This is a genomic window from Sphingobium sp. BYY-5 (assembly GCF_022758885.1).
GTDB lineage: Bacteria > Pseudomonadota > Alphaproteobacteria > Sphingomonadales > Sphingomonadaceae > Sphingobium.
In genome coordinates, this window is sequence record NZ_JALEBH010000001.1 from 1,201,339 (window position 1) to 1,215,395 (window position 14,057).

Sequence of the window (14,057 nt, forward strand, 5' to 3'; positions counted from 1 at the left end):
CCGGTCCCCCTAATCGGCCCAAAAGCAGCCGACGCGATGCAAAAATGTCAGCCCCTCGCGACGCGGGCAGCAACGCAGCGAACATCCGCACGAAAATTGCAACAGGTCGGTTCGGTTCTTGCAATGGTGTTGGCTCGATATTTTTGTCTTGATGTGCCCGCACGCCGAGACAGTCGGCCAAGCAAAGGCCGGGACCGTGGAACATCGTGGAACCCGGAGAACCATCAGTGGAGAACCACGTGAGCATAGAGATGACAATGCGTGGCACACGGGAGGGTGGAAAGGGAATTGAAGAGTTCCGACCAAAAAAGGGGTTCCGCGTCATGTCTCGTACCAACAACTCTCACTGGTCAGCCGATCGCCACCTGCTTCGGCGGCTTGCCGCATCATGCGCGGCGATCGCCCTTTTGGGGGCAGCACAGAGCGCCTTGGCGGCCGATGCCGCTGAAAGCCCCCCTGCCGCCGACACGGGAGACAACGGAAACCTCATCGTCGTTTCCGCACTCCGCCGCGATCAGAGCATCAACGAAGTGCCGATCTCCATCACCAGCTTCGACAAGCAGATGATGGACCAACAGGGCATCCGCAGTATCGACGACCTGTCGCGGCTCACCCCGGCACTGAATTTCGCGCCGTCCGCAGGCGTGACTGCCAATAACGGCACCAACATCTCGATCCGCGGCATGGCGTCGGACGTAGGCTCGGCCACCACCGCGATCTATATCGATGATACGCCCATCCAGATCCGCAACGTCGGCTACTATGGCGGCAACCCTTATCCCAAGGTGTTCGACCTCGACCGCGTCGAAGTCCTCTACGGCCCGCAGGGAACGCTGTTCGGGGCCAGCGCCGAAGGCGGCGCCGTGCGCTTCATCACTCCAGGCCCGGACTATGACAAGCTGCACGTCTACAGCCGTTCGCAGCTTTCCTTCACCCAGGAAGGCGACCCCAGCTACGAGGCCGGACTCGCCTTCGGCGCGCCGATCACCGACAATCTCGCCTTCCGTATGAGCGGCTGGTATCAGCACACCGGGGGCTATATCGACCAGGTTACGCAGGGAACCGACACCGTCATCAAGAACAACATCAACTCCGGCAATTCCGCTGTCTTCCGGGCGGTGGTCGGCTGGAAACCCACCGACAGCCTGACGATCACACCCAGCTTCTACTACCAGCGCACCCACAGCGCATCACGCGACGATTATTGGGAAGGCTATGGCCTGGCCCAGGACAACGACTACCATACCGGCGTCTACTCGCTCGAACCCAGCACCGACACATTCTATCTGCCCGCGCTGAAGGTCGAGTGGACGGTCGCGCCCAACGTCGATCTTATCACCAACACCTCCTATTTCGCCCGCAAGCAGGAGCAGACGCTCAACTACGCCACCTATTTCTCGGTGCTGCGCTCCGGCAGCCCGTTCGGCACATATTCCAACAAGGATATCACCAACAATGATGATTTCCTGACGGTCAAGCAAAAGAACTTCGTTCAGGAGGCGCGGCTGCAGTCCTATGACAACAAGCTAATCGACTGGACTGCGGGCGTATATTATTCGAAGACCAAACAGGATTTCAGCAACTACACCAGTTCGGGGCGCATTCCCGGCACGCTGATCAACGGCTATGTGCAGTATGACGGGCGTTACAGCCTTGTAAATCTCGTCAATGCCAAGGACGAGCAGATCGCCGGTTACGCCAGCGTCGACGTGAAGCCGACGTCGGAACTGACGCTGACCGCGGCCATCCGTTACAGCCACGTCGATTTCGACTTCGTCAACGTCACCGACGGCACCGGCGCAAGGAACATCCGCACGACGACGACCGCCGGCGTGAAGGAGGGCGCCTGGACGCCCAAGATCGGGATATCCTACAAGATCGCACCCAACAACATGGTCTACGCCTCGGCTACCAAGGGCTTCCGGCCGGGTGGCGCACAGGCCAGGATCATCAACGACCTGTGTGCCGGCGACCTTGCGACCCTCGGTCTCACCGAAAGCCCCACCTCATACCAGTCGGACTCGCTATGGTCGTATGAGGCGGGCACCAAGAACGCGTTGTTCGGCGGCAAGGTGAGCCTGGGCGCCAGCGTCTACCTGATGAAGTGGAAGAACATCCAGCAATCGGTTCGCCTCCCGACCTGTTCTTTCTCGTTCATCTACAATCTCGGCAACGCGACCGGCAAGGGCGGCGAACTCTCGATTGATGTGCGACCCATCACGGGCATGTCGGTCGGCGGCAACCTAGCCTATGTCGATCTCACCTACGACAATGACGTCCTAGGCGGCAACGGCCTGCTGTTGAAGGCGGACGGCCAGCATATCGGCGGCCCCTCGTGGACCGGCCACGTCTACGGTTCCTATGATGCGGCGGTGAGCGACAGCGTCACGGCCTATATTCGCGGCGACTACACCTTCGCAAGTCACTCCTATGCGGCGGCCGAACCACAGGGCTACGGCTATGATTCGGGTCTCTATGCGCTGGGCGGGCGCAACTTCGTGTCGGCTCGCATGGGTGCGCGTTTCAGCGGTGTCGACCTGTCGGTGTTCGTCGACAACCTGCTGAACTCGAACGACATATTGTCGCGCAACCACGACTCGATCGGGTCGAGCCTCTATTATGATCAGACCTACCGGCCCCGCACGGTCGGCCTGACGGCTCAGGTCCGTTACTGACAGGGCACGCCTCGCGGGGTTCGCAGGCAACGGCGGGAGCAGCGATGCTTCCGCCGTTGCCATTTCCCTTATAATGCCGTGGTTGGAACTGGGAACGAAAAAGGCCTCCGCCAATGGCGGAGGCCCTTCGACAGTATCCCGCGGACTGCCGACGGATCAGCCCCCGACGTCTGTACGTTTCTTCTGAACCGGCCCTGGCGGCGATATCGTCGCACAGTTGGACGCAGGCGTCTTACCTGCAAGCAGCGCCTTCGCGAACGGAATCGAATCGCGCGCGGAGGCATTCACCGCGCTGCCATGATCCTCGCCAGGGTAGACATGCCATTGCAGGCTGGTGCCCGCTGCGCACATCGCCTTGACCGCATTATACTGTCCCTGCGTGCCGGCCATGTCGTCGGCAAGACCGGTGCCCACGAAGATCGGGCCTGGCATATGTGCGTCGGGGAAATCGAAATTGGCATTCATGGTTCCGTCGATCGGATCGAGATTTTCGACGAAGACCTGCTGGCCGTTCAGCCCTTCCCTATCGGCCTGGGCGAACAGGTCATGCAGGCAGGCGGTGCGCGCGGTGCGCAGCAAGGCCCGCCCCGCCGGCTTCACGAAATCCGCCGGGTCCAGTTCGGGATGGAGCGAGCGGTCGATCCCGGCAATGCGCAGCATGGCGAAGCCCGGATTCATGAAATGCGGGTCGGTGAGGGTGGCCGACTTGGCAACATAATCGGCGCCATGCGGCGTATCGAACGTCATCACAAGGCCCGTCGCCACCGTGCCGAGGATGTGGAGTTGCGGGGCATAGTCCTTCGCCAGATATGTCGCGCCGAGCGCGGCGCCCGATCCCTGCGACTGGCCGACGATGAGAACCCGGTTCGAGAGCTGGCGAGGATAGGCCCCGAGCGCGGCGCGGGCGGCGTCAAGCACCGACCGCCCTTCGGATCGCCAGATCAGATAGGGATGCACCCCCTTGGTGCCGAGTCCTTCATAGTCGCTGGCGACGACCGCGAAACCCGCTTCCAGCCACTTTTGGAGATAGTCCTTGTCGCGCGCCGAGGTGCCCGTCCATGACGGTGCGCAGACGTCGGCGAAGCCGGTGGTTCCGTGCGCCCAGGCGACGATCGGCCATCCTCCCTTCGGCGCGGCGCCCTTCGGCAGGAAGACCATGCCGGAAACCGCGATGGCGCCCTGCTCCACTCCGCTGGTGGAACTGTAAAGCACGCGCAGCACCGTGCCCGCGTCCGGCTGGATACGGTCGGTGGGCAACGGTTCCTGCCGCAGCATTCGCCCCGGCGCGCCCGGCTTGCCGGTCCAGTCGTAGAAGCCCGAAACGCCGCCGTCGCCGTCGATATGGCCCAGATCGGCTCGCGGATCAGCGGGAGCCTGGCCAGGCTGCACCCCGACGACGGCAGAAACGCTCGCGACCAGCGACACCGTGGCGAGCGCGGTCAAGTGCCAAAGCCATCTCTTCATGTTAGGCCTGTCTTTCATGTCGGGATCGTTCGCTCCTTGTTGATCGCGCGTGCGTGCCGCACTGGTCTAGACGTAAACCGCCCGGAAAGCGGACGCCGTTCGCGCATCGCCGCATTGCCGCATTGCCCGCGCGGCAACGCGCGGCGGGACCATCACCCACACTGCCCGACCTGGCCATTATCCAAAAAGTATACGCCTCGTTGCGGATTACGAACCCGCCTTGCCCGCAGACCCAGCCTGCCTATCCTCACCGCCGAACAAGGAGACGACCGGACATGGCAGACGCAATACCGCAAGGACGCTGGTCGACGGTCGCACTCATATACGCCATCGGACTGGGCAGCATGGCACTCGTCGGCATTCTCTCGCCATTGGCATTGCGGATCACGCAGGGACTACATGCGCCCGCGGCCGCCATCGGCCTGACCATCGCGCTGTTCTCGCTGCCGGCCGCGATAGTGGCCACCGTCGGCGGCGGCATCGTCGACCGACTTGGCCCCCGCCTGGTCCTTCTTCTCACCTCCCCTGTTTTCATACTCGCGGATGCCATCATATGGTTTTCGCGCGACATCTGGATGTTGAACCTTGGCGTGCTGCTCGCCGGGATCGGCTATCTGGGCATTCTCAACGGCGGCGCCGCCATGCTGATCGGCGCCCTCGACGGAACGGCACGGACCAGGGCCATGACGCTATGGTCCACCTACGCGCCGGTCGGCTTCTCGCTGGGCCTGCTGGTCGCCGCGCCATTCACGGCGGGGGAAGCGTGGCGCTGGGCGATCCTGCTCCACGGCGCGTTCATGCTGGTCTGCGCGGCAGGCTCGATCATCCTTCCGCATGTGCCGCTGATCCGTGGGCAGGGCGCGAGCGCGCGCGAGAAGCTCACCAGCCTCTTCGCGGGTCTGCGCCACCCGCCGATCCTGATGCTGGGCCTTGCCATGGCGATGCCCGCGATGATCTCCTATGGCACCAGCCTGGCGGCGGCGACCTACCTCGCCAGGGTCCATGGCGTTTCGCTCGCAGCCTCGGCCAGCATCGTCGCCGTCGCCAAGATCGCGGCCGTCCTGCTTGGCGGCACCGTGACCGGCGCCCTGCTCGCACGTGATTTCCCGCCAAGACGACTGCTGGCGATCGTCGTGGTAATCGGGATCATCGCCCAGACCCTGCTGTTCCTGCCGACCAGCCCGTTCGTGCTGGCGATTGCCGGACTGATGGCATGGCTTTTCACCTACGGCGCGGCGACCGGCGTGTGCATGGCGACGATGCCCGCGCTTTCCACCCGGGGTCTGGGCGGCGGCAGTGTGGCGGGACTGGTCAATCAGTTCGTGTCGATCGCCTCGTTTTTGACGCCGACGATCTACTTCTCCCTGACCCACTGGGGCGCCTATGTCGCGATCGCGGTGGTCGGACTCCTGACCTGCCTGATCGCGCTGCCCAAGGTCGGACATAAGGCAGGGGATCAGACCGCGGTGTCACCGCCGTCGACCGGCAACATCGCGCCCGTCAGGTAGCTCGCCGCGGTGGAGGCCAGGAACCGCACCAGCGCGGCAGCCTCCGCCGCCGTGCCGTGGCGCCGCAGGGGAAGCCGCCTGTCGAGCCGGGCGCGCTCCCCGTCGGCATCCTCCACCCCGGCCCAATAGGCGCGCGTCAACGGGGTATCGAGCCAGCCGGCCAGCACCGCGTTGACCCGGATTTCTGCCGGCCCCAGTTCGGCGGCTAGGCTGCGCACCAGTCCCGCGACTCCCGCCTTGGTCGCCTGATAGCCATGGGTATGGACCTGTCCCCGCATCGTCGCGGTCGAGGATATGAACGTCACGCTGGCATTGTCGGAAGCGCACAGCCACGGCAACGCCGCCTGCACCGCCAGGAACGGCAGGCGCAGGTTCACGGCGGCGGCCCGGTCCCACATCGCGGCGGTCCACGCCGTGATCGGCGCGCTGTCCATCGCCGCAGCCGCCACGACCAGCGTATCGATCGACCCGAACCTGTCCACCGCTTCGCGTACCGCCCGTGCCCCGCTATCCTCGGCTGCGAGGTCCAGCGCGAGATAGGCCACGCCCGCCCCGAGTCCGGCGGGAACCGCGCCCTGATCCACCAGCAGCACGCCGTCCCCGGACCGTGCGAAATCGGCGGCGATCTCCCCGCCAAGGCCGCTCGCGCCGCCTATGATCAAAATACCGGCCATATGCGTGTATACTCTCTTCCATCGCGATGCGGTTCAGCGAAGCACGAGTGTGCGGTTGCCGCCCATGGCCCTATCGGCAACGGGTACGGCATCAAAAAGCAACTCTCGGCAACACCGGGATTGGCTAATATCGTCGGCATGGCACAGTCATATCCCATCGACATCCCCTCGCCAGACTTCGATGTCGGCGATCCGGCCGCCACGCGCCGCGCCATTCGCGACGGGCGGTTCACCGGCTTCACCAACCTCGTCGCGCGCGATTTCGTGCAGGGCAACCTCGTTGCGGTGCCCGAAGCCCATGCCGACGCCTTCGAACTCTATTGCCGTTCGAACCCGCAGGCGCTGCCGATCCTGGGCCGCAGCGAGCCGGGATCGCGGACCATCCCCGCTCTCGCCGCCGATCTCGATCTCGCCCGCGACACCGGCGGCTACATGGTCTTCCGCGACGGCGAACTGGCAGAGACACCGCGCGACGCCAGCCACGCCTGGCGCGACGACCTGGTCTCCTTCGTGCTGGGATGTTCGTTCTCGTTCGAGGCGATCCTCCAGGCCCATGGCGTGCGCCTGCGCCATCTCGACGAAGGCAATGTCTCCGCCATGTACGAGACCACGCGCGACACCGTTCCGGTAGGTCCGTTCAGCGGCAAGCTGATCGTCTCGATGCGCGCGCTCTCGCCGACCGACGCCATTCGCGCGACGATCCTCTCTGCCCGCTATCCGCGATATCACGGCGCGCCGGTATCGCTCGGGCTGCCCGAGGATCTCGGCATTGCCGACCTCGCGAACAGCTATGGCGGCCACGGCCTGACCCGGCTGAACCCCGGCGAGCTGCCGGTCTTCTGGGCCTGCGGCGCGACCGGGCAGAACGCGATGCGCAACGCGCGGCTGCCGCTGTGCATCACCCATTACAAGGCGCATATGGTCGTCACCGACCTGCGCCTCCCCAAGGACTGAGTCATGAACCTCGACGACATCGTTTCGCACTATCTCGAACATGGCTATGTGGTCGTGCCCGGACTGCTGCATGGTCCGGTACTCGAGAATCTGCGCGCCCTGACCGACAGCGTGGCGGCCCGTGCAGCGCAAGCCGAAGGCGACGACGCCAGGTTCGATTTCGACACCGACGCCGACGGCCTTCGTACGATCCAGCGCATCAAGAAGCCCAACCGCATCGATCCCTATTATGCCGAGCAGGCCGGCAACCCGCAGGTGCTGGAGATCCTCACCCGGATCATCGGCAAGCTGGTCCGGCTCAGCCACACCAAGATCAACATGAAGTCGGCCAATGGCGGCGCCGCGCTCGAATGGCACCAGGACTGGGCCTTCGCCCCGCACACCAACATGTCGACCTGCGTAGCCTCGATCATGCTCGATGGTGCCTCGGCATCGAATGGGGCGATGCAGGTCATTCCCGGCAGCCACAGGGGGCCGCTGCTCGATCATCATGATGAGGAAGGCTTTTTTTGCGGGGCGGTGGACGTCGCCGGGTTCGACATCGCCAAGGCGGTGCTGCTCGAAGGCCCTCCCGGCACCGTCAGCTTTCACCACCCGATGACGCTCCATGGATCAAGCGTGAACCGCTCGGGCGATCCGCGCCGCATCCTGTTCTACGAATATGCCGCCAGCGACGCCTTCCCCCTCTTCTACAAGGTCGACTGGGAGGAATATGAATCGCGCCTCGTCTGTGGTCCTTCCACCACCGAAATCCGCTTCGAGGAAAATTACGTGAAGCTCCCCTTCCCCTCACGCGCCGGCAGCTCGATCTACAAGATCCAGGCCGAATCGAAGCGCAAATTCTTCGCGGACGCCCAGTGATGGCCACATCCGGCCGGCGGCCCATCGCCATCGTTACCGGCGCGAGCGCGGGCACCGGGCGCGAGATCGCGCTCTCGCTCGGTACGGCGGGCTACGACGTCGCGCTGCTCGCCCGGCGCACCGCCGAGATGGAAGCGGCCGCCGAGACAATCCGCGCCGACGGCGGCGATGCGCTGATCCTCACCGTCGATGTGCGCGACGCGGCCGCGCTCGACGCCGCACTCGACGGCTTTCTTGCATGGTCGCGGGGGCGGGTCGACGTGGTGGTGAACGCGGCGGGCTATACCGGTCCGCTCTCGCCCCCGATCGGCGAATTCAGCATCGACGAGTTTGACAGCACCCTGGCCACCAATCTGCGCGCGCCCTTCATCGTCCTGTCACGGCTGCTGCCGGTGATGCGCAAGGCAGGCGCGGGCCGCGTGGTCAACATCGGCGGCAACCACGGCATGCGCGGCCGGGCCGGACGATCGAGCTATTCGGCTTCGAAATGGGGTCTGCGCGGCCTTACCCGCAGCGCGGCGCTGGAAGCGGGGCCGGACGGCGTGACGGTCAACTATGTTGCGCCGGGTCCGATCGCGGTGCCACGCATGAAGGCGAACTGGCGCCGATTGGCTGAGCAGCGGGGACTCAGCGAGGAAGAGGCGCTCAAGGCTTATGTCGCCGACATGGGCATCCCGCTCGAGCGCCCCAGCGAGATGGAGGACATCGTCGCGATGATACTCTACCTCGTCGGCGAGGGCGGCCGGAACATCACCGGGCAGGAACTAGTCGTGGACGGCGGCGCGACGCTATAGAGGCTTTCCGATCCGAATGTACGTCGTCCCGGGATGTCCTCGGGACGACATCGTTTCCTTAAAACAAGTCAAAATACTCCCGATGCTCCCAGTCGGTGACCGTCTGGTTGCAGCGCGCCACTTCCGCGCGCTTTATCATCAGGAAATGGTCCACGAAGTCGTTGCCGAAAGCCCCGCGCAGCAACGCGCTTCCATCGAGCAGGTCCAGCGCTACCTCGAGGCTGCGCGGCAGGCTTTCCGCCTCGGCGGCATAGGGAGAATCGACGGCTGCCGGCGGCTTCATCCCGGCTTCGATTCCGGCCAGTCCCGTTACCATCTGCGAAGCGAGGTAAAGATAGGGATTGGCGGCCGGCTCGCCCACGCGGTTTTCGATGCGACGCAGCTTGGGTGCGCCTTGGGCGAGCACGCGCAGGAGGGCGCCGCGATTGTCCTGCGCCCACGCCAGCCGGTCGGGCGCCAGCGAGTTGGGACGATAGCGCTTGTAGCCGTTGATCGTCGGCGTCGAGAACGGCGTTGCGGCCGCCGCGCCCGCCAGCAGCCCTGCGAGAAACTGCCGGCCGACTTCCGAGAGGCCCGCCGCGCCGTCATCGGGCGCGAAGGCGTTGGCCCCGGTGCGAAGGTCGCGCAGCGACTGGTGGAGGTGCCAGCCGCTCGCCATCGCCTCGGGCAATTGCGGGCGGCACATGAAACTGACATGATGGCCGTGGCGGCGCGCGACCTGCTTGGCCATGCTGCGGAACAGCAGCATGTCGTCAGCCGGACCGATGCCGGTGCCGGTACGGAACACGAATTCGCACTGGCTCGGGCCAAATTCCACTTCCATCGAATGGAGCGGCAGGCCGAGCGACAGGCAGTTGCGCCGCAATATCTCCAGGATCGGCTCGACTTGATCGTAGCGCTGCTCGGTCAGATAATTATAGCCCTGATGCAGGAGCGAAACCTGCGGCGGCCGCGCCGGTTGCCCGGCATCCTGCAGCGCCAGCGCCGGATCATCCAAGCGGGTCAGGTAAAACTCCACCTCCAGCCCGCTGACATATTCGAACCCGCGCCGCGCCAGCCGCGCCACCGCATCGCGTGCCAGCCTGCGCGTCGAGGCGACGACCGGGCGGCCATCATTGTGAAACAGGTCGCACAGCATCCAGCCGGTGCCGGGCGCCCAGGGCAGCATGCGGAAAGTAGCTGGGTCGGGCACCATGATGACGTCGCCGCCGCCCTGGAGGTCGGCATTGCCGATCCCCGCCCCCGCCGCGAACACCGGCGCGACGGTGCGATGCGAGGTATCCTTGAGCAGCAGTGTCGAGGTGATCGCACAGCCGTCCTCGAGCGCGCCCGGCAGCGAGGCGGCCAGCAGCGTCTTGCCGCGCAGGATGCCGTGCATGTCGGCAAAGCACAGGCGCACCGTCGCGACATCGTCCGCCGCGATCCGGCGTTCGACCTCACGGACGAGCCGGGCCTGATCCTCGTTCCAGAGGCCGTGGCCCTCGATAAAGCCGGTCATGCGGCGGGCGTCGCGATGCGCGCGGCGGCCCAGGGCGCAGCCTCGCGGCGGCGCGCATCGACGCCGCGCCAATAGGCCTCGAGGTCGGCTCCGGCAGGCGCGACGCCGTCGATCGTTCCGGGATCGCCGATCCCCATTGCTTCCTCCGCCGTCAGGTCGAGCAACGGGCGCTCGCCCTGCTCCACCTTGCGGATCTGCCTCAACAGCATCGTGCGGTAGGCGACAATGCCCTTGTCCGTGGTGCCCAGATGCTCGCGGGTGCGGTCCTGGATTCGGCCCATCGATTCGACCGCCCACTGGTCATGGACGTTGATGTCCTCGCCCATGCCGGTGTAGGTTCGGCCCCTCTGCTCGACCATGTCGTAGCCATAGTCATTATGACGGCCCAGGCGCGGCTTATAGTCGGGCAGTTCGTAGAGCGTCAGGCGCTGGCGGCGCATCTCGGGCTTGTCGACCGCATCGGTGAAGCTGGTGAAGGCGGCGTACCAGTAGCAGCTATGATCGTCGATCGGGACGTGCCATTGGGTGATCGTCATCGTCTCCGACAGCGGGATCACGAAGGCCTGCGGGAAGAACAGATTGGTGATGCGCACATGGGTCTGCCCCTCGGGCAGCGGGCGCAGCGCCGTGAGGCGGAAGCCGATATCGGTGGGCGAGATCGTGATGTCGGGATTCTCGAACTCGCGCAGCACCTGGATCATCGTCATGTCGCTGTCGGCCGAGCGGGCGCGGAACTGCTTGCCGTAGGCGTCAGCCTCCTCGTCCTCGAAGAAGCGATGCAGGAAGCTGGCATGGGCCGGATCGACGCCCACTTCGAGCGCCTGGAGCCAGTTGCAGTCGAGATAGCCCTTGAAGGCGAAGACGTGGCTGTCGGGTGCCGCGAAGCAGTCCAGGCCGGGGAAGGCCGGCGGCTCGCCTTCTCCAAGAAAGCCGAAGATCATGCCGGCACGCTCGACGACGGGATAGGCGCGCTGCCTTACGCGCGTGCACAACTTGCTGCCAGCCGGCTCGCCGGGCGTCTGGATGCAATTGCCGTCCACGTCGAACAGCCAGCCGTGAAACAGGCAACGCAAACCGCCGTCCTCGAGCCGACCGAAGGCAAGGTCTGCCCCCCGGTGCGGGCAATCGCGGTCGAGCAGGCCGAGGCGCCCCGCCTCGTCACGGAACAGCACCATGTCCTGCCCCAGCACCTTGACCGCCTTGGCCGGGCGCGGGCCGTCGAGTTCCTCTAGCAGCGCGACCGGCTGCCAGTAGCGACGCAGCAGCGCACCGAGCGGGCGATCCTTGCCGCTGAGGGTGACGAGATCGTTCTGTTCAGGTGTCATGGGCGTCTAATCCGTCAATCATCGAACCGAGGCTCTGTCCGGCCAGCCGCCTCGACGCGGCTGCCGTCGGCCACTGCCCGCTTCATGCCCGATCGCGCACGCGGCGCGTGTTGCCGAGAGGCCCCCGCGATGTTGCCGGAAGCGCTACACATGTGCCGTTGCAGCGCCATTATTTAGAACCTAGTGCTACCGCACTTGCTGCCATCCCGAGAGTATGTCCCGAATGAACCAGCCCCAGCGCGAAATCCGCCGCGTCGCCGTATTCTGCGGCTCCAACACCGGCCTCGGCGACAAATATGAGCAGGCCGCGGCTGCCCTTGGTTCGGCCCTGGCCCGACGAGGCATCGGGATCGTCTATGGTGGCACCCACAAGGGTCTGATGGGCATCCTCGCTGATGCCGCGCTGGCCGGCGGCGGCCACGTCCACGGCGTTATCAACCAGCGCCTGTTTGACAAGGGGCACCTCCACCCCGGTCTCACGCGGCACGAAGTCGTCGAATCGATGCGCGTGCGCAAGGAGCGTATGCTCTCGGTCGCGGACGCCTGCATCGCCCTGCCCGGCGGCATCGGCACGCTGGAGGAGTTCATGGAGGCCTGGACCCTCAATCAACTCGGCGAGCTGGACAAACCCGTCGGCCTCTACAATGTGGGCGGCTTCCACGAACCGTTCATGGGCTTCATCGACCGCATGATCGAGGAGAAGTTCCTGCCCCCCGAACACCGCAAAGGCATCGTCCTGGAAGCCGAACCCGACGCCCTGATCGACGCCCTCGCCGCGTTCGAGAAGCCGATCGTGCCCAAATGGTTGTGAGGCAAGGACAGCTTACCGCGTCCAATCACACCGTCGTGTCGATCCAGATCGATTTGGTCTGGAAATGCTCCTCGACATGCTGGCGGCCATATTCGCGCCCGTGTCCGCTGGCCTTGATCCCGCCCGATGGCACGGCCGGGTCCATGCGGTTGTAGCAGTTCACCCAGACCGAACCCGCTTTCAGCGCCCGCGCCATGCGGTGGGCGCGCCCCACGCTGCCGGTCCACACGCCTGCGCCCAGTCCAAACTCGGTCGCGTTGGCGCGGGCGATCACTTCCGCCTCGCTGTCGAAAGGCAGGGTCGCAAGGATCGGACCGAATATCTCCTCACGCACCGCCCGCATGTCATCGCGCGCATCGACGAGGACCGTCGGCGGAAAGAAGAAACCCTTGTCATATTCCCCGCCGGTGAGCCTGCCGCCACCCGAGATCGCCTGCGCCCCGGCCGCCAGGGCATCGTCCATGTGGCCGCACACCCGCTCCAGCTGGCGGCCGGAGACCAGCGGGCCGAGGTCCGTCGCCGGATCGAGCCCATCGCCGACCTTGAGGCTCGCGGCGATGCGCGCCACTTCGGCGGCGAATTCGCGGTGGACGGCGCGCTCCACGAAAAGGCGCGTGCCCGCGCTGCACACCTGGCCCGAATTGGCGAAGGCGGCGATCACCGCCATCTTCGCTGCCGCTTCCAGATCGGCGTCGGCGAAGACGATGTTCGGCGACTTGCCGCCCAACTCCAGCGAGAGCAGCTTGAGATTGCCCGCCGAGGCCGCGACGATGCGCCGCCCAGTGGCTTCCGAGCCGGTGAAGGCGATCTTGTCGACGCCAGGGTGCGCAGCCAGCGCCGCCCCGGCCTCAGCCCCATAGCCGGTGACGACGTTGAACACGCCGTCGGGTACGCCGGCCTCGAGCGCCAGTTCGGCGAAACGCAAGGGCGCAAGGCTGGCATCCTCGGCGGGCTTGAGAACGAGCGTACAGCCGCTCGCCAGCACCGGGCCGAGCTTGAGGACGCTAGCCCAGAGCGGGCCGTTCCAGGGAATGATCGCGCCGCACACGCCGACCGGCTCCTTCACCGTACAGACGAACGTGCCGGGATCGGACGGGGCGTTCGTCGTCCCCTCGATCGAGCGGGCGATACCGGCGAAGTAGCGCAGTAGGTCGACCAGCATCGCCACCGAACCGCGCGTGTGGCGGATTGGCGAGCCCATCTCCAGCGTGTCGAGCCGGGCGAACCCTTCCGCATCGCGTTCAAGCAGGTCGGCGAGGCGCAGCAGCAGCTTTTGCCGATCCGCCGGCGAAAAGCGCGGCCACGGACCTTCCTCGAAGGCCCGGCGCGCCGCCGCGACGGCCCGGTCGACATCCTCGGCCGTGCCCCGCGCGATCCGGGCCAGTATCTCGCCGGTGGCGGGATTGCTGGTCTCGAAGGTTGCGCCCGCGCTGGCCGGGCGCCACTGGCCGGCGATCAGCAGGCGTTCCTCGCGAAGGTCCGTCCCCATCGGA

General features: G+C 65.6%; 11 protein-coding genes. 6 read left to right on the top strand and 5 right to left on the bottom strand.

What is annotated here, in order from left to right; genetic code table 11:
- Nucleotides 1–323: 323 nt before the first annotated feature.
- Nucleotides 324–2,675: a TonB-dependent receptor gene (locus MOK15_RS05675; RefSeq protein WP_242930705.1), complete on the top strand. Its 2,352-nt coding sequence runs from the start codon at nucleotides 324–326 to the stop codon at nucleotides 2,673–2,675.
- Nucleotides 2,676–2,831: 156 nt separating this feature from the next.
- On the opposite strand, the gene MOK15_RS05680 is transcribed toward MOK15_RS05675, so the two are convergent.
- Nucleotides 2,832–4,139, bottom strand: coding sequence for a lipase family protein (locus MOK15_RS05680; RefSeq protein ID WP_242930706.1), 1,308 nt, complete (start codon nucleotides 4,137–4,139; stop codon nucleotides 2,832–2,834).
- A 275-nt stretch (nucleotides 4,140–4,414) separates the two neighbouring features.
- Between MOK15_RS05680 and MOK15_RS05685 the strand changes: the two genes are divergently transcribed.
- Nucleotides 4,415–5,647, top strand: coding sequence for an MFS transporter (locus MOK15_RS05685; protein ID WP_242930707.1), 1,233 nt, complete (start codon nucleotides 4,415–4,417; stop codon nucleotides 5,645–5,647).
- On the opposite strand, the gene MOK15_RS05690 is transcribed toward MOK15_RS05685, so the two are convergent.
- Nucleotides 5,596–6,321 carry an SDR family oxidoreductase gene (locus MOK15_RS05690; RefSeq protein WP_242930708.1) on the bottom strand — a complete coding sequence of 242 codons (726 nt, stop codon included), beginning with the start codon at nucleotides 6,319–6,321 and terminating at the stop codon, nucleotides 5,596–5,598. The genes MOK15_RS05685 and MOK15_RS05690 overlap by 52 nt on opposite strands.
- A 138-nt stretch (nucleotides 6,322–6,459) precedes the next feature.
- Here MOK15_RS05690 and MOK15_RS05695 point away from each other — a divergent pair, with 138 nt between their 5' ends.
- From MOK15_RS05695 to MOK15_RS05705, 3 genes are read left to right on the top strand one after another with little or no spacing between them, the layout of a single operon-like run.
- Nucleotides 6,460–7,275, top strand: coding sequence for a DUF1445 domain-containing protein (locus MOK15_RS05695; protein ID WP_242930709.1), 816 nt, complete (start codon nucleotides 6,460–6,462; stop codon nucleotides 7,273–7,275).
- Nucleotides 7,276–7,278: 3 nt separating this feature from the next.
- On the top strand, nucleotides 7,279–8,136 hold the full coding sequence (locus tag MOK15_RS05700; RefSeq protein ID WP_242930710.1) for a phytanoyl-CoA dioxygenase family protein: 858 nt from the start codon (nucleotides 7,279–7,281) through the stop codon (nucleotides 8,134–8,136).
- Nucleotides 8,136–8,930, top strand: a complete 795-nt coding sequence (locus tag MOK15_RS05705) for an SDR family NAD(P)-dependent oxidoreductase (protein WP_242930711.1) — start codon at nucleotides 8,136–8,138, stop codon at nucleotides 8,928–8,930. The genes MOK15_RS05700 and MOK15_RS05705 overlap by 1 nt, the downstream gene beginning before the upstream one ends.
- A gap of 58 nt (nucleotides 8,931–8,988) precedes the next feature.
- Here MOK15_RS05705 and MOK15_RS05710 read toward each other — a convergent pair whose 3' ends face one another.
- Together MOK15_RS05710 and MOK15_RS05715 are read right to left on the bottom strand one after the other, a co-directional pair.
- The gene (locus tag MOK15_RS05710) at nucleotides 8,989–10,428 is read right to left on the bottom strand and encodes a glutamine synthetase family protein (RefSeq protein WP_242930712.1); all 1,440 of its coding nucleotides are present in this window, start codon (nucleotides 10,426–10,428) and stop codon (nucleotides 8,989–8,991) included.
- Entirely contained in the window at nucleotides 10,425–11,753 is a 1,329-nt protein-coding gene (locus tag MOK15_RS05715; RefSeq protein WP_242930713.1) for an aromatic ring-hydroxylating dioxygenase subunit alpha, read from the bottom strand. The genes MOK15_RS05710 and MOK15_RS05715 overlap by 4 nt, the downstream gene beginning before the upstream one ends.
- Nucleotides 11,754–11,976: 223 nt before the next feature.
- On the opposite strand from MOK15_RS05715, the gene MOK15_RS05720 reads away from it, so the two are divergent.
- A complete protein-coding gene (locus MOK15_RS05720; protein ID WP_242930714.1) occupies nucleotides 11,977–12,564 on the top strand; it encodes a TIGR00730 family Rossman fold protein in 588 nt (195 codons plus the stop codon).
- A 25-nt stretch (nucleotides 12,565–12,589) separates the two neighbouring features.
- On the opposite strand, the gene MOK15_RS05725 is transcribed toward MOK15_RS05720, so the two are convergent.
- Complete coding sequence (locus MOK15_RS05725) at nucleotides 12,590–14,053, bottom strand: aldehyde dehydrogenase family protein (RefSeq protein WP_242930715.1); 1,464 nt, start codon at nucleotides 14,051–14,053, stop codon at nucleotides 12,590–12,592.
- Nucleotides 14,054–14,057 lie beyond the last annotated feature (4 nt).

Excerpts from the sequence above, each read along its gene's own strand:
- MOK15_RS05695 (WP_242930709.1), top strand. The coding sequence starts at position 6,460 with ATGGCACAGTCATATCCCATCGACATCCCCTCGCCAGACTTCGATGTC.
- MOK15_RS05685 (WP_242930707.1), top strand. The coding sequence starts at position 4,415 with ATGGCAGACGCAATACCGCAAGGACGCTGGTCGACGGTCGCACTCATA.
- MOK15_RS05725 (WP_242930715.1), bottom strand. The coding sequence starts at position 14,053 with ATGGGGACGGACCTTCGCGAGGAACGCCTGCTGATCGCCGGCCAGTGG.
- MOK15_RS05680 (WP_242930706.1), bottom strand. The coding sequence starts at position 4,139 with ATGAAGAGATGGCTTTGGCACTTGACCGCGCTCGCCACGGTGTCGCTG.
- MOK15_RS05675 (WP_242930705.1), top strand. The coding sequence starts at position 324 with ATGTCTCGTACCAACAACTCTCACTGGTCAGCCGATCGCCACCTGCTT.
- MOK15_RS05720 (WP_242930714.1), top strand. The coding sequence starts at position 11,977 with ATGAACCAGCCCCAGCGCGAAATCCGCCGCGTCGCCGTATTCTGCGGC.
- MOK15_RS05690 (WP_242930708.1), bottom strand. The coding sequence starts at position 6,321 with ATGGCCGGTATTTTGATCATAGGCGGCGCGAGCGGCCTTGGCGGGGAG.
- MOK15_RS05715 (WP_242930713.1), bottom strand. The coding sequence starts at position 11,753 with ATGACACCTGAACAGAACGATCTCGTCACCCTCAGCGGCAAGGATCGC.
- MOK15_RS05710 (WP_242930712.1), bottom strand. The coding sequence starts at position 10,428 with ATGACCGGCTTTATCGAGGGCCACGGCCTCTGGAACGAGGATCAGGCC.
- MOK15_RS05705 (WP_242930711.1), top strand. The coding sequence starts at position 8,136 with ATGGCCACATCCGGCCGGCGGCCCATCGCCATCGTTACCGGCGCGAGC.
- MOK15_RS05700 (WP_242930710.1), top strand. The coding sequence starts at position 7,279 with ATGAACCTCGACGACATCGTTTCGCACTATCTCGAACATGGCTATGTG.